Source organism: Deltaproteobacteria bacterium (genome assembly GCA_022340465.1).
Classification (GTDB): Bacteria; Desulfobacterota; Desulfobacteria; order Desulfobacterales; family B30-G6; genus JAJDNW01.
On sequence record JAJDNW010000070.1, the window covers coordinates 21,615 to 37,638 of the forward strand.

Here is a 16,024-nt window from a genome sequence, read left to right on the forward strand (position 1 = left end):
TAAAAAGAAAAAAACGAACAACCAATATCCAGGTTGATGTCGGACCGCCGGGTTTTCGTGCTTGAAAATTTACTATCGTTATTACCGGCCCAGAGAACCAAACCTCAGGGAATGACCGCCTTCACAAATGTTACGGCCCCGTCCTGCAGCCTGGCTTCATAATTGTTGACGCGGGAAACCAGATAGGAGTGCGCCAAAATGATGGGCAGGGCCACTGACAGCCCCAGGGCGGTCGTCAACATGGCCTCCCATATCCCGCCGGCCAGGACGGCCGCATTGACCCTGCCGCCCATTTCCTGAATCACCATGAATGCCTTGATCATCCCTATCACCGTGCCGAGGAGTCCCAAAAGAGGCGCTATATTGCCAATGGTCGCCAGGGCCTGCAGATAACTGGAAAGCTTTCGAACCTGTTCATCGGTGGCATGCACGATGACGGTTTCGAGGGTTTCGCGCTCCTTGTCCTTGACCTCCATCGCCTGCGCCAGGATGTATCCCATGGGGGATTTGCTCTGCAACGCCATCTGGTAAGCACCGCTGTCGTCGCCCTCTTTGATCAAGCCGGCCACTTTTTGCGCCAGTCCCGCCCCCCGCTTCCTCAGGCTTGCGAAACGAATCAATCGTTCCAGGAAGATAGCCAGCCCAAAAATGGAGCACAGCAGAATCGGTATAACCAGCACGCCGCCTTTAACCAGAAGATCGAGCATATTTTTTCCTCCTTCAATAAAATTTTGTCCCAAAATTTTATGAAACGCGACTGCGTCGCTTCTCTATAATAATTTTACCTAAGTTGAGCGATTTTCGGGTTTGCCGCAGATGCATTGAAGTTATTTTTATTTTTATCATTTTTAAAATTTGTAACGCTCAACTTAGGTTTTAATTTCTCCAGAGCTACCCCCGATACGGGATCTTTGCACCGTTTTGACAAGCAGCGGGGAATTCAAATTGAACACTCCCCACAGCAAGCGTAAGGGGAATCTTCACCGTAAGGAATTCTATCAATTGTGATTCGCTCGCTTACCCTGCAGCAAGCTGCAGGGAATGCGCGCGCTATCTCGGTTCAAAAAACCTCTTCAACATCTGGGTTTCCGTCGAAATCCAGGTCTTTTTCCCTCTTGACGACCTGCTGATCGGCGCCGTAGTCTTCCCAGACATCCACCCGTCCGTCATTGTTGGCATCCTCCTTGACCGCACTCAGCAAACCGTTTTCATAGGTGTACCAGATGTCCGGCCGGCCGTCACCGTTCCTGTCCCTTTCCGCCCTGACCGGTCTGCCGTCCGGTGCGAAAAACCACACGATGCTCGCCGTGCCAAGGGGGTCTTGCAACTCCTCGCTCTTGACGAGGGTTCCCCCGGCATCGTAATACTCCCGCAGAAAGACACCCCCCTTCCGTATTTCGTCGGTTTCTTTGACTCTGACGACATCGTCTTGATAGAAATAACGCCGGTCGACCTGCCCGTCCTCATCGCTGTCGATTTCGAGAACCACCTGCCACGCATCCCGGTTGAACCACTCGGTCTTTTCGAAAAAGCCGTCAAAGTCACCGTCCTTGACCAGTTTTTCACGGCGACCGTCGCGATAGTCCACCCGCATATCCACCTTGCCGTCCCCGTTCAGGTCTTTTTGCACCGCGGCGAGTTCACCCGCGGAATACAATTGCCATGTATCCGGGCGGCCGTCCAATGTCGTGTCGTGCTCCGAGCGGACCGGCTCTCCCCGGTCGTTGAAAAAAATGCGCACATCGGCCTGCCCGTCCCGGTTGACGTCCTCCGATTTTACGTAAGCGACACCATCCCGGTACAGCCAGACAGTCTCGCGGAATCCGTCGCCATCGCCATCCACTTCGACCCGTGTCGGAACGCCGTTTTCGAAAACGCTGATCTTTTCTATTTTGCCGTCACCGGCGTTCAGGGTCTCCTGCCTGGACACTTGTCCCTGATTGTCGAACTCGGTCACCGTTTCCTTTATCCCGTCGAAATCGAGATCTTCTTCCAACGATGCCGGTTTGCCGGCCCGATAGGTCGTCTTGCGGTCAAAGATGCCGTCACCGTTTACATCCTCCTGTTTTTCGACCGCCCGTCCATCCTTGAAAATGGTTTTCGACACCGGTTTTCCAGCGCTGCTCGGCTCGCTCCTCTGCTCCGCCACCCGGCCGTTCCGGTAGGTGCGGAACAGGTCCATCTCCCCGTCATGGTCGGTATCGTGGCGGCTTTCGAGCGGGAGGCCGTCCGAACCGTAAACAATGGCCGCATCCTGGCGGCCGTCGCCATCCTCGTCCAGGCGTCTTTCGCTAAGCGTGCCTTTCACATAGGTGTCCCATGTATCGACCTGTCCGTCGGCATCGGTGTCCCGGGTGGAAGACGTCAACTGCCCCGCGGTGTAAAAAGAAACGGTATCCATGCGGCCGTCACCGTTTGTGTCCCTTCTGACCGCGGCGATTTCGCCCCCGGTATCGAAATCCACTCTCTCGGTAATATTTCCCCGGGCCCCAAGCCTTTCCTCCGACACCCTGTCGCCCTTTTTGAAACGATCTCTGGTGTCAATGATGCCGTCGAAATCCGTGTCCCTTTCGATACACACGAGAGCGCCTTTTTCGTATATCTGAAACAGATCCTCGATACCATCCCGGTTCGTGTCGATGTTCATCCGTTTCAGCCTGCCCTTGTCATCGAAATACGCCCGCTGGTTTTCCGTGCCGCCCGACATGTTCCCCTCGTTGGGGCCGGCGGGTCCTTCGGCTTCGGCATAACCGACGGTCACGACCATTAGCAGCAGCGCCATTATGGCAGCAGGCAGCCATCTATCGACCACCCAACGCCTGGGCGTCGTTGGATTTTCCCGTCTCGCTTTCATGGGTCACGTCTCCGGCTTAACAGAATTCAAACGAACGCCCATTAAGCCGAGTTTATATTTCTATGTTATTCAATTAGTTATAGATAATTTCCACTATCCCATACCTAAGTTGAGCGATTTTCGGGTTTGCCGCAGATGCAAGGAAAATGTCTTTTCGCTATAGTGGTCTATGCGTGATGACATTTGACACCGCAGGTGCGGTGAACCCGGAAATCCCGGAGGATTTCAAATTTTAAGAATTCAAATAGATAGAATCCTTTGAAATTATTCTTACTTTTATCACTCTTAAAATTTGAAACGCTCAACTTAGGTCGCAGCCTCTGCGAGAGCATGACGCTCATTACTGAACAGGCACCGCGTGTGTCAATATGTTTAAAATTGCCGGCAAAAGTGGTATATATGATCGATGGCCTTGATTATCAATGAAATCTTTCACAGCATACAGGGAGAATCGACCTTCGCCGGCCGCCCATGCGTATTCGTCCGCCTTGCCGGGTGCAACCTGCGCTGCACCTACTGCGACACACGCTATGCCTACGATGGGGGCCGGTCCATGGAAATACCGGAAATAATCGCCTTGGCAAAGGGCTTCGGCTGCAGCCTCATCGAGATTACCGGCGGCGAGCCCCTGCTTCAACAGGAAACCCCTGCACTTGCCGGCGTTCTGCTCGAAAACGGTTACCGGGTGCTGGTGGAAACCAACGGAAGCTACGACATCGCCTGCCTCGATCCGGCCTGCATCAAAATCCTGGATATCAAGTGCCCCGGCAGCGGTGAGGCCCACCGGTGTGACATGGCCAATCTCAACCGGTTGTCGCCGTCCGACCAGGTCAAGTTTGTCATCACCTCCCGTGAGGACTATCGCTACGCGAAAAACGTCATGCAAGGTGTTCCGCAACATGTTCCGCGGGGCAATCTGTTGCTGTCGCCGGTTCACGACAAACTGCCCGTCAGCGAACTGGCCCGCTGGATGATCGAAGACCGCCTGACGGCAAGGCTTCAGCTTCAGCTGCACAAATATATTTGGCCGGGCGTGGAACGGGGGGTGTAAGCGCTGACGCGCGTTTTTGGAGTGGTAATTCGCTTCGCTGTCACTAGGCCTTCGGCCGTAACTTGCGCTGCCGCGCGATAGTCATCGTTGCTAACAGCCCCGCGCCAAAAGCAACAACAAATGACGCACCAAGAAGCCCTATAATGTCAACAACCTGAAACCTTAATCGAGTTAAATAAGGAACATATCAATAAGATGACGAATGTTATGAAACCCGCCGTGATCCTGTCGAGCGGCGGACTGGATTCCACAACGGTCATGGCTATCGCCAGGGAGCAGGGATTCACCCTCTACGCCCTGAGCTTTGATTACGGACAGCGGCACGCCTTCGAGTTGTCCGCTGCGGCACGGGTCGCCCGGGAAATGGGCGTCGAAAAACACCTGGTGGTCAGGGCGGATCTCACCGGTATCGGCGGATCGGCCCTTACCGGCGATATTGCCGTACCCAAGAACCGGATCGTCGAGAATGAAAACAATGCCGATATCCCCGTTACCTACGTACCGGCCCGCAACACGATTTTCCTGTCTTATGCGCTTGCATGGGCGGAAGTGCTGGATTCGGAAGACATCTTCGTCGGTGTCAATGCCGTGGATTACAGCGGCTATCCGGACTGCCGCCCGGAATACCTAGAGGCCTTCGAGGCCATGGCCAACCTGGCGACCCGGGCGGGCGTGGAAGGCAAATCCCGGTTCAGGATTCACGCCCCCCTGGTTCATATGAGCAAGGCAATGATCATCCAGAGAGGGGTGCAGTTGAATGTCGACTACAGTCTGACCCACTCCTGTTACGATCCGGACGCCTCGGGCAGGGCCTGCGGCGCCTGTGACAGCTGCCTTCTCAGAAAAAAAGGGTTCGAGGAAGCCGGCGTCGAAGATCCGACCCGGTATCTGTAACCAGGCGGATAGACCACACCGTTTGAAAGCTGGTCTTAGACACGGATTGCACGGAATTTTAAAGAATTGGTAAATGAAATCCGTGAAATCCGTGTCTATAAAAACCACATGAAATCCGTGAAATCTGCGAAATCCGTGTCTAAAAGAATCAAAATGAAAACCGTGAAATCTGCGAAATCCGTGTCAAAAAAACATTCCACTAAAAACCAGGAACCGACGGCTACATGAAAATCGCCCTCCTGCACTACCATCTGAAAGCGGGCGGCGTCACCACCGTTATCCGCCACCAGGTGGAAGCCCTCAAAGAGGATTGCCGGCTGCTGGTCCTCAGCGGCGAACCGCCGCAAAGCCCCTTCCCGGTGCCGGTTCGCCACATAGCCGGGCTGGCCTATGACGCACCGGCACAGCCTCCCCGCGACCCCCACAAAATCGCCGCCGAGATCCACCAGGCCATTCTCGGAGAGTGGGAAGGCGGATGCGACCTGCTGCACGTTCACAACCCGACCATAGCAAAAAACAACGCCTTCCTGGATATTCTCGAGGCGCTCCAGGAGCGCGGAATAAAACTGTTCCTCCATATTCACGACTTTGCCGAGGACGGTCGACCCGGCGCATATTTCCCGGGGGACTACCCCGATGACTGCCACTACGGGGTGATCAACTCCCGGGACTACCGGTTGCTGCTGGCCGCCGGCCTGAAACCCGAAGGCCTCCACACGCTGCACAACCCGGTCAAAGCCTTGGGTGCTTCCCGACGTTCCACACCGGCAGGCAACGACATCCTCTATCCCGTCAGAGCCATCAGGCGAAAAAACATCGGGGAGTCCCTATTGCTGTCCCTTTATTTCCAGAAGGGGCATGCGCTGTCCATCACATTGCCCCCCAACAGCCCCGCAGACCTGGCGGCCTACAACGGATGGAAGCGTTTCGCCCGGGAAAACCACCTCGAGGTCCATTTCGACAAAGGCGTGACCCACCGCTTCGAAGATCTGGTGGACGGGACGCCCTATCTTATCACCACCAGCATCACCGAAGGGTTCGGATATGCCTTTCTGGAGGCCTGGACGGCCGGAAAACTTGTCCGGGGGAGAAACCTGGCCGACATCACCCGGGACTTTGCCGCCTGCGGCCTCCAACTGGAACACCTATACAACGACCTGCCGGTCCCCCTGGAATGGATCGACCACCGGCGTTTTTTTTCGCAGTGGGGGTCCTGTCTTCTGAAAAACAGCAGGCATTTCGGCCTGCCCCTGGACCCCGAAACCATAGCCCATATCGTCGAAAGCATGCAGGCTGCAGGCCGCCTGGATTTTGGGCTGCTGAACGAATCTCACCAAAAAGCGTTCATAAGACGACTCATCAAGGATCCGGCAAAGAGGAAACACCTGGCGGAAATCAACCCCTTGCTGGAAGAACCGGTGCTGTCCGCCGATACAGAAAACATAATAAGGCACAACCGCCGCATCGTTTCCACCGGGTTTACCATGGACAGCTGCCGGGAAAATCTGCTCGATGTTTATCAGAAGGTGGCCCGCCGTGACGTAAAACAGCACATCGACAAGTCACGTCTCGCCGCTTCTTTTTTCAAACCCGAACGCTTCAGCCTGTTGAAGTGGGGGCCCTATGTTGAATGAGTACCTTGCCCGCGTGCACATTCCGCCGCTGGAACCGCTGCCGACCGGCCTCGCCCCCCGGGGGGGCCTCGCCGTCCCCCTGCAGAGCGTTTTGTTCGATATCTACGGCACCCTCCTTATCAGCGGCTCGGGCGATGTGGGCACATCCACACAGGCAGACGCCGGCGACGAGCGTTTGCAGCGGATGCTGCTGGATTTCGGCGTCGACCGTGCCCCCGCAAGTGTGCTGAACGATTTTCATGCGGCCATAGAGGCCCGCCACCGGAAGCTGAGGGCAAGGGGGGTGGACCACCCCGAGGTGAGGATCGATCGGATTTGGGCAAGCGTGCTGGGATTCGAGGACATTACTGTCTGCCGCCGGTTTGCCCTGGCATTCGAGCTGCTCTGCAACCCGGTGTTCCCCATGCCCGGGCTGACCCGGCTGATGGAAAAGGGGCGCGCAAGCCTTCCCATGGGAATCATTTCCAATGCACAATTCTATACCCCTTTGCTTTTTAGGAAATTTTTCGACGCCTCCCTCGAAGATCTCGGGTTCTCTCGAGACCTCACGATCTTTTCCTTCGAGCTGGAATGTGCTAAACCCTCCGATTATCTGTTCCGTGTTGCCAAAAGACGGCTGAACAGGCGCGCCATCGATCCGGAAAAGACCCTGTATGTGGGCAACGACATGCTCAACGACATCCTGCCTGCCGCAAGGGCCGGTTTCAAAACCGCCCTCTTTGCAGGCGACCGGCGCTCTCTGAGGCTGCGGGAAGATGATGCCAGATGCAGGGGGCTAAAGCCGGATATGGTAATCACGGAGCTTGAGCAGCTGATGGACTATCTCTGACGGCGATGAGCCCGGAGTCGGGCTGAGTTTGTTGAGTTTGTTGGGTTTGTTGGGTTTGTTGAGTTGCGCCTGCTAACTCAAGTAACTCAACCCCAACGTTGGGTTCAAGTAAACCCCAACGTTGCAAAAGCCTGAGGGCTTCAGAGTCAAGGCGTCTGAGGGTGACGTCGTAGTTCTTTACTTTGGACCCTCAGCAACGTAGAATCTGAAGTTCTCAGGCTTTCCCGACTTGTCGGGCGTAGCTGAAAGCGAAGCCCGAAGGGTAAACAACATGGCAAAACAGACAATATCCTTGGAATGCACCGGTGGTTCTATCCGGAATTTTGCGATGTTGTTATGAATTTTAAAATTATTACAAAACATTATCTATTCTCTGCCATGTTGTTTATGCAACCTTGGGGTAAACCGATAACCCGGGTATGTCGTAGGCATAAAACGTATAAAAAGACTATAGGAAAAGAAATATGGTAAACACCGCGATTCTGATACCGGCAATCTTTTTACTGGGCCTGCTTCTCTTCTTCGAAAAACAGGAAAACACGAAGCGCATGCTGCCAACCAAGACCGCACTTTCCGGCCTCTTCATCCTGGCGGCCCTGGTTCAGCCGCACCCCCTTATGAGCTACTATCAATTTGTGCTCATCGGCCTGATATTCTGTCTGGGGGGCGATGTGTGTCTGGCCATGCCCCAGAAAAAAATGTTCACCCTGGGTCTGGTGTCATTTCTGGTCGGGCACCTTTTTTATGTGTTGGCTTTTCTCAAAGTCGCGGGTTTCAATATCCTCGGCGTCATCGGCACGCTGCTGACCATCGGTGTGAGCTACGGCGTTTTCAGATGGCTGAAGCCCCATCTGGGGGCCATGAAAATACCCGTGATTGCCTATATTGCCGTTATCAGTGCCATGGTCTGCGGGGCCTGGTCCATCTGGGGGGAGTCCGGACTGCCCGCCAATGGGCGCCTTTTGGTTTTCATCGGGGCCTTGAGTTTTTACGTTTCGGACCTGTTTGTCGCCCGCGACCGGTTCCTAAAGAATGAATTTCTGAACCGGTTCCTGGGCTTGCCGCTCTACTATGCCGGGCAGTTCATGATCGCCTTCTCGGTAGGAGCGCTATCATAACTTTTGTTACTGGCTAAGTTTGGAACTAGCGATGCGATTGAGGCTCACGCCAGATTCAGCAGCCTGCACAGCGAGCTTTCGATGAACATCCGGCGGGATTCTGACCATAAACTTACCACTGTAGTTTTTATGGGACAGGTACTTTATGCTCTCTTCTATTCTTACCACTTCAAAAAAGCCTTTTGGCTTCGCGATATCCGTCCAGCCCGATAGAACAACTGTCGGCAAAATAGTGAGGTAAACGCATTAAGGCGGGATTTTATCGTGCAGGCGCACGCCGGCCCTTTAAACCGGCTGAAAACACTGTAATAGAGGAGGTTGTCTCTTCAGATCAATTCCGAAAGCCGTTTCAGGGAGTAGATCCCCGAAAGGCCCTGGATCGGTTTGGGGACTTTTTCGTTTTTCGACTGAAAATGATGCTTGAACTGCTGGTGGTAGCGCCGCACACGCTCCTTTTCACTCTTCACTCTGAAAAGGTATCTTCAAATAGTACACGCCGTTCTTGAGCAACGCTTCCACCGGAAGATCGCCATCCTCGAACACCTTGATCATGCCCTTGTTGTCCTGAAGCACTTCGGCGGTAAACCCCTTGAGACCGCGCTCCCCCGCAAGCCGGATCAGCATGCCATAAAGATACTGGCCAAGGCCGATGCCCTGGTACTGTTCGTCCACGAAAAAACCTAAATCGCCGAAACCGGTTTCCGCATTCCGTGCATACCTGGCTTCGGCAATGATGATTTCCTGACCGGGTTCGTTGATCAGGGCCACGATGGACATCTCGTCCCGGTAATCGATGTTTACATAGGCCTGCACCTTGTCATGCGGCATGGTCGAAATGGGAAAGAAAAAGCGGCGGTACACCGATTCTCTGGAGAATCGGTAGAAGAAACGCCGCACGGCCTCTTCATCGGATGGTTTGATGGGACGAAAACGGACCTGCAGGCCGTTGTCCATCACATGCTCGGTTGCAACCTCCATGGGATACAGCCGGGCGCTGTCCGCCAAAAATATCTGGTCGCTGAAAAGAATGTTTTTGGCTTTGGCTTCGTCGACCAGCTTCTGCCGGTCGTCGGGGTGGGCGATGTCGATCAGGGCCTGGGCCCTCTCCCTGATGGTGCGCCATTTGAGATTGGCGACACCGTATTCCGTGGCCACGGCATCGATGGACTCCCGCATGTGGAACTGATTGCGCAGGTTGCGCAACGTCACCACGATATTGGGGGATCCCTTGCTGTTGCGGCTGGGCAGGCCGATGATCGAGCGCCCCCCCTTGGACATATCCGCGCCGGTAAAGAGATCCGCCGCCTTGCTGGGGCCTGAGCTAATGTCGTTTTTGCCCAGCGAAAAGGCCATTCGCCCCAGGAGGTCCACTTTGCGGGCCTCGTCCACGACCACGAAATTGGGGATGCGGCCCAACTGAATGGGATCGAACACCTGCTCCACACTCTGAAATTCCACCACGGGGTTGCGGTCCAGCCACTGCATCAGTTTTGGGGTGCCCAGGGCATAGGAAGCGACCGACTTTCCCCTGAACAACGGCTTGCGGTAGTTGGTCACGGCGCCGCTCTTCACCAGGTCCATCAAGGCATCGGTAAAATAGGAGGTGTGGATCCCCAGGTGCTTTTTACCCGCCAGATGGCGGCCGATTGCCTCGAACAGGGGGCCGGTCAACAGGCTGATGCAGTCCCCATCCTTGATAATCTGGGCGATGTTGGCACCGACCCGGTCGATAACAGGCCGGGCAGGCCTGCGCTTGAAATAGGTCGGCGGCTCGGAGGACTCGACCAGCAGGTTGAAGTCGGAGATGGACACGATCGTGTCGCCGAAGGTGAAAGGAATCTCCCGGTTTATCTCACCTACCACCAGGTCGGCCCGTTCCATGGCTTCCCTGGCAATGTCCACGGCCACACCCAGGCTGCAGTAACCGGCCTCATCCGGCGGCGTAATCTGGATGAAGGCGATGTCGATGGGGATGCGGTTTGACTTTATAATTTTGGGAAGCTGTGAAATCCTGGCCGGAATGAGATCCACGCTCCCGGTAACCATGGCTTCGGTGGACACCCACGTCGAAAAAAAAGTTTTGAGGCGATACTTGCGGTAGTCCATGCCCTTCAACGAATTGAAGTCGCTGTGGCTGGTCAGCTGAATCACTTCCAGATCGTTGACATCCGAAAGCCCGGATGCGATCAGGCTCTTGACCAGCGTGCGGGGTTCGGCCACGCCGCTGCCGATAAATATGTTCATGCCCGGCCTGATATACTGCAGCACTTCTTCGGGCGTTACCACCTTTTTCTTCCAGTTCGTTTTCATACCGGTATTTACCTTTTTCTTTCTTTTTTTGACATGGTTTTTCTGTATTTTTTGACACGGATTACGCGGATTTCACTGATAGATGATGGGGTTAGACCGATCCATCACTTTGCGCTTGATCTCAACGGAGTGTCCAAAATTGATCAGCAAACCAACCTCAATACCTGTGGCCTTCAAATAATTAACCAATTGCACTTCATGGATATTCGTAATTGTCTTAACTGCTTTCAATTCCAATATGACCTTATGTTCAACAATCAAGTCGGCAAAATATTGGCCCACCAATACATCTTCGTAATAGACATCTGTCGCGCACTCTTTGGCAACTTCCAGCCCTGATCGCTCCAGCTCGACGCTCATGGCATTCTGGTAGACTTTTTCTAAAAATCCGAATCCGAGTATATTGTGAACCTTGAAAGCAGCTTTGATGATTTGGTCTGTCAGGCTAGCATGTTTCATTTATCAATTCCATTTTAATGTCTGTGCAATCCGTGAAATCCGTGTCTGTTACCCGAACCACTTCATTGTCCGTGGAATCCGCGAAATCCGTGTCTGTTACCCGAACCACTTCATTGTCCATGAAATCCGCGAAATCCGTGTCTGTTACCCGAACCACTTCATTGTCCGTGGAATCCGCGAAATCCGTGTCTGTTATTCGAAATTCACCGGCACCCGCACCCTATTGCCGGCCTTGTTTTTGAACAACAGGTAGCCCCTGGCCTGGCCGAACAGGTATAACTCCAGCGTCAACTTAACGTCCTTCCGGCAGTAGTCCAGAAGCTCACGCAGACGCTGCTGCTTCCACCACCTGAGCGCCTGCAGCCCGTCGGCACTTTTTTCGGCCTGCAGCGTGACCCTGGACAGATGGTCGAGGGAAAGCCGATACCCCAGGTGGTTGTGAACTTCCTCCAGAATATCCAGCGTGGGCAGCCGCCTGAAATCGAAGTCGGTATACCCGCTCAGGACTTTGTAGTCGAAACGTTTGATGTTGAAGCCGATCACCAGGTCCAGAACCCGCAGATGTTCGAACATTTCCGGAAGCTGCTCTTCCATGTATTCGAAGTAACGATCCTCCCGGGAATCGTACAGGACACCGCAACTGACTTTCATGCGATCGGCCCGGTGCCATCCGCCGACCTCTGCCGCGGAAAGCTGGGTTTCGAGGTCCAGAACACCGTAGCGCATCGGTTGTTCGGCGGTCAATACGGCTGCCGCTTCGCCGTCGCTCTCCGACCTGAAACGTTTCCGTTTTCTGGCATCCCGCCGTTTTCGCAAACGCCCCCCGTACCTGCCCTTCATTTTCTTTTCGGGTGCTGTCCGCTCAGGCGCTGCGACGACCTCCGAAGGTTCTGAATGCCTGCCTGATGCTTGTTCTGCGGTTGCAGGCAGCGATTTTTCCGCTTTGGCGGGCTCGCCCGCGCCGGCAAGGGTCAGGCTTTGAACGTCCACCCCTTCGCTTGTTTCTCCGGCCGGCCGGCCCGCAGGGGGTCGACGCCCGGCGCCACGCCGCAGATGCTCGAGAATGAAAATCGCGGCAGCCTTGTCGATGGGGCGATTTCCCGAACCGCACTTGGGCGAATGCACGCAGGAGGGGCAGCCGTTGTCGCATGGGCATTCCCTGATGGCTTTAAGGGTGACCTCCAGGAGGGACCCGGCGCGTGCGAACGCCTGGCGGCTCAACCCGGCACCTCCCGGAACACCGTCGTACACGAAAACGGCGGGGCGGCCCAGCTGCGGATGGAGGGGGATGGAGATGCCGCCCAGATCGTTGCGGTCCGCCATGACCAGCAGGGGAAACATGCCGATGGCAGCGTGTTCGATGGCGTGGATGCCCCCCATAAAGTGCATGAAGGCCGCTTCCGCGGCCGACTGGACCCGTGAGGGGATTTCGAACCACAGTCCCTCGGTTTCGAACGTCTGTGCCGGTAAATCCAGCGGCACCCTGTCGATTCTTTTGTGGGATCTGATCCGCCAGCGTTCATAGCCGGTCACCTGTTCGGTGACCTTCAGCTTTCCCAGGGATACGGTGGTGTCCCAGACCCTGCTCTCGTGCCACACCGCCATTATCTCCGTATCTTTGTGCGCCCTCACCCGTGTGTAGTAGTCTACATCCGCCGGCGACACACGCGCCGTCTTCGTTTCCAGATCGAGGTCGTCCACCAGGTAAGTGGATCCCCGGTGAAGGTAGATCGCACCCGGGTGGGTTTCCTTGAAAGCCCTGTGGCCGTCGATTTCACCACGGTGCTCTCCGTCGGAGCTGGCGACGATCTGATACCGGCTGCCGGTTCCCCTCAAATCGACATGGCGCTGGGGGGACTTGTATTTCGAAAACCAGCTGTCGCCGTCGGCGCTCTTGAGGAGTTCCCCCTCCTTTTCCAGTTGCCGCACGACGCCGGAAATCTGCCCCTTTTGCATTAACGGCTCCTGTTTCTTCAACGGCAGCTCCGCGGCTGCGCACACCAGGTGCTGCGCCACAATACCCGGATTGTCGGGGTTGATAACCGCCGCTTCCGGTTCGCGCCGGAACAGGTCTTCGGGATTACGCATGAAATATTGATCCAGGGCATCCTCGCCGGCGATCATGATCATGCCCGACGCCTGACCGCTGCGCCCCACCCTGCCCCCCCGCTGCAGGGTGGCCACGACGGTTCCCGGGTACCCCACCAGCAGGCAGAGGTCCAGATCGCCGATGTCGATCCCCAGTTCCAGCGCACTGGTCGAGATGACCGCCAAAAGTTCTCCGCTGTTGAGTTTGGCCTCGATTTCACGCCGCTCCCCGGGGAGGAAGCCGGCCCGGTAGGCGCTGATGCGGTCGGCGTACTCGCCGGCACTGCTGCCGGCCCAGATGGCGATCAGTTCGGCCAACTTCCTCGACTGGGTGTACACAATGGTTCGCAGGCCCCTGTGAAGCGCCGCTTTCAAAAGCAGAATGGCCGTCTGGGCCGGGCCCTCCAGTGGATCGATGAATACGGTGTGACGCTCACCCTGGGGATGACCGCCCTTCAAAACGGTGTCAACAGGCAGGCCGGTCAACTGCTCCGCCAGGTCGGCCGGGTTGGCGACCGTGGCCGAATTGAAGATGAATGTGGGGGCCGCCCCGTAGTAACGGCAGATCCGCCGGAGACGTCTGAACACCTGGGCCATGTGGGAGCCCATGACCCCCCGGTAGGTGTGGACCTCATCCACCACCACCAGCCGCAGCCCGGAAAAAAAATCCGACCAGTTCTGATGGTGCGGCAGAAAGGAAAGGTTGAGCATTTCGGGGTTGGTCATGATGACGTTGGGGGGGCGTTCCCTGATCTTTTTCCGCTGATGCCCCGGCGTGTCACCGTCGTAGATGGCCGCCGACGGCTTGCGGCCGTTTAAAAAAAAAGCGGTTTTATTGAAATTCAACAGCTGGTCCTGGGCCAGCGCCTTGAGGGGAAAAAGATAGAGGGCCCGCGCGCCGGGGTCGGCCAAAAAATGCTCCAGCAGCACCAGGTTGTACACCAGCGTCTTTCCCGAGGCCGTCGGCGTGGCCACGACGACATGCCGCCCGGACCTTGCCAGATCGATCGCTTCCGCCTGGTGGCGGTACAGCTGCCCGATGCCCAGCTCCGGCAGCATCCGGCTCAGTTCGGCTGGCCAGGCTGCGGGGGGCGCGGACAACCCGGCCGCTACCGCCGGAAGAACCTTGTGAAACACCACCTGTCCACCGAGCCGTCGGGAAGCCTTCAGGGCCCGAATGTAGGCTTTCACGCCTGAACGCTCATCCATTTTCCGCCATCGTTCCCCGGTTTGGGCTTGACGCCACACCCAACAAATTGATATTTTTTGATATTGACTTGAATTTTATGAAAATATATCTATATTTCATTAGATGGAACCGTACAATAGGCATTAATCATCTGTACCTGCATCGTTCAGAATCGGCAGGTGCTGCATTTTATGGCATGACCACATATCCTTTTCAAGAGGAAGCGGCAATATTGGAAGAACCTTCTTTATTGGCAGCAAATCCATTGTCTAAAACAGCTACCGCGATTTTTATCCCTTCCGGACAGTTCCGACACCTCCCATGCCAACCGGGGAACGGCCCGACATGACAAACGAGATTTTCCTACTGCTTGGCTTAGTCGTTTTGTCCGGATTTTTCTCTTCGGCGGAGACGGCACTCTTTTCCATCAGCAAAACCAAGGCGATTCACCTGGCCAAAGAGGGCGGGGGCCCATGCCATCTGATCCTGCGCATGAAAACGGACCCCCACACCCTTTTGACCACGATCCTCATCGGCAACAACCTCGTCAACGTGGCAGCGGCGGCGCTGGCCACCTCCGTGGCCATGCGTTCTTTCCCCGGTTTTGCCATCGGAATCGCCACCGGCGGCATGACCTTCCTGATCCTGGTTTTCGGCGAGGTTTTTCCCAAATCGATCGCCACGCGCAACAACATTCTGATCGCCAAAGCCGCCATTTACCCTATCTTCTGGCTCTCGCTGCTGTTCTTTCCGGTCATCAAGTTCCTGAACTTCATCCCCTGGTTGACCGGCCGCATCAAAAAACCGCAGGCGGTGACCGAAGAGGAGCTGATGACCTTCGTGGAAGTGGTTGAGAAAGAGGGTGAAATCAAGGAGGAAGAGCGGGAACTGATTCACAACATTTTCGAATTCGACGACACCAACACCTCCGAAATCATGACGCCCCGGGCCGACATGTTCGTCATCGACATCGCCGAGGAGCTGGATATCGAAAAAATCGTGGACTCCGGCTTTTCCCGCTTTCCGGTCATCCAGGGAGATATCGACCACGTCGTCGGCATCCTGAACATCAAGGATCTTTTCAAACACATCGCCGCCGGCGACAAAGAGACCGACATCGCCCAGATTATGAAAAAGCCCTACGTTGTCCCGGAAAATAAAAAGCTGGACAAGCTCCTGCATCAGTTCAAAAAAACCAAAACCCACATCGCCATCGTGGTCGACGAACACGGCGGTGTTTCCGGCCTCATCACCCTGGAGGATGCCCTGGAGGAACTCGTGGGAGAAATCGAGGACGAAACCGACAAGGATGAGCCCTGCATCGTCAGCTTGAAGCCCAAGACCTGGATCGTCCTGGGAAAAACCGATGTCGACGACGTGAACGCAGAGATCGGCATGGAGATCCCCGATTCGGCAACCTATGACACCTTTTCGGGGTACATCCTGGACACCATCGGGAGAATCCCCGCCGAAAACGAAGAGATCAGCCTGCGCAACTACTTGATTACGGTGAAGAAAAAAGACGGCAACCGGATTGTTCGCTATGCCGTCAAAGAGCTGGAGCCCCGGGAAGAGCCGGCCCCTGAGGCGAATGAAGC

12 protein-coding genes and 1 pseudogene are annotated in these 16,024 nt (G+C 55.5%); 6 read left to right on the top strand and 7 right to left on the bottom strand.

Features of this window, described 5'->3' with window-relative positions:
* Positions 1-104: 104 nt before the first annotated feature.
* Both LJE94_10995 and LJE94_11000 read right to left on the bottom strand, forming a co-directional pair.
* Positions 105-707: a MotA/TolQ/ExbB proton channel family protein gene (locus LJE94_10995; protein ID MCG6910636.1), complete on the bottom strand. Its 603-nt coding sequence runs from the start codon at positions 705-707 to the stop codon at positions 105-107.
* Positions 708-1,060: 353 nt separating this feature from the next.
* The gene (locus LJE94_11000) at positions 1,061-2,854 is read right to left on the bottom strand and encodes a hypothetical protein (GenBank protein MCG6910637.1); all 1,794 of its coding nucleotides are present in this window, start codon (positions 2,852-2,854) and stop codon (positions 1,061-1,063) included.
* 406 nt (positions 2,855-3,260) lie between these two features.
* Between LJE94_11000 and LJE94_11005 the strand changes: the two genes are divergently transcribed.
* The 5 genes from LJE94_11005 (at position 3,261) to LJE94_11025 (ending at position 8,380) form a co-directional block, all read left to right on the top strand.
* Positions 3,261-3,905 (top strand): radical SAM protein, encoded by a 645-nt coding sequence (locus tag LJE94_11005; protein MCG6910638.1) that lies wholly within the window; start codon positions 3,261-3,263, stop codon positions 3,903-3,905.
* Positions 3,906-4,100: 195 nt separating this feature from the next.
* The gene (gene queC / locus LJE94_11010) at positions 4,101-4,799 is read left to right on the top strand and encodes a 7-cyano-7-deazaguanine synthase QueC (protein ID MCG6910639.1); all 699 of its coding nucleotides are present in this window, start codon (positions 4,101-4,103) and stop codon (positions 4,797-4,799) included.
* A 224-nt stretch (positions 4,800-5,023) separates the two neighbouring features.
* Positions 5,024-6,433: a hypothetical protein gene (locus tag LJE94_11015; GenBank protein ID MCG6910640.1), complete on the top strand. Its 1,410-nt coding sequence runs from the start codon at positions 5,024-5,026 to the stop codon at positions 6,431-6,433.
* The gene (locus tag LJE94_11020; GenBank protein MCG6910641.1) at positions 6,423-7,262 is read left to right on the top strand and encodes an HAD family hydrolase; all 840 of its coding nucleotides are present in this window, start codon (positions 6,423-6,425) and stop codon (positions 7,260-7,262) included. Before LJE94_11015 ends, LJE94_11020 begins: the two co-directional genes overlap by 11 nt.
* A gap of 464 nt (positions 7,263-7,726) precedes the next feature.
* Positions 7,727-8,380, top strand: a complete 654-nt coding sequence (locus LJE94_11025; protein MCG6910642.1) for a lysoplasmalogenase — start codon at positions 7,727-7,729, stop codon at positions 8,378-8,380.
* A gap of 6 nt (positions 8,381-8,386) precedes the next feature.
* Here the strand turns inward: LJE94_11025 and LJE94_11030 are convergent.
* From LJE94_11030 to LJE94_11050, 5 genes and pseudogenes are all read right to left on the bottom strand, one after another.
* Positions 8,387-8,518, bottom strand: a pseudogene (locus LJE94_11030) (type II toxin-antitoxin system HicB family antitoxin).
* 188 nt (positions 8,519-8,706) lie between these two features.
* Positions 8,707-8,847 carry a hypothetical protein gene (locus LJE94_11035; protein ID MCG6910643.1) on the bottom strand — a complete coding sequence of 47 codons (141 nt, stop codon included), beginning with the start codon at positions 8,845-8,847 and terminating at the stop codon, positions 8,707-8,709.
* Complete coding sequence (locus tag LJE94_11040) at positions 8,837-10,690, bottom strand: GNAT family N-acetyltransferase (protein ID MCG6910644.1); 1,854 nt, start codon at positions 10,688-10,690, stop codon at positions 8,837-8,839. The genes LJE94_11035 and LJE94_11040 overlap by 11 nt, the downstream gene beginning before the upstream one ends.
* A 72-nt stretch (positions 10,691-10,762) precedes the next feature.
* A complete protein-coding gene (locus LJE94_11045) occupies positions 10,763-11,149 on the bottom strand; it encodes a GxxExxY protein (protein MCG6910645.1) in 387 nt (128 codons plus the stop codon).
* 192 nt (positions 11,150-11,341) lie between these two features.
* Positions 11,342-14,446 (bottom strand): DEAD/DEAH box helicase, encoded by a 3,105-nt coding sequence (locus tag LJE94_11050; protein ID MCG6910646.1) that lies wholly within the window; start codon positions 14,444-14,446, stop codon positions 11,342-11,344.
* 325 nt (positions 14,447-14,771) lie between these two features.
* Here LJE94_11050 and LJE94_11055 point away from each other — a divergent pair.
* A partial coding sequence (locus LJE94_11055) for a hemolysin family protein (protein ID MCG6910647.1) occupies positions 14,772-16,024 on the top strand: 1,253 nt, incomplete at its 3' end.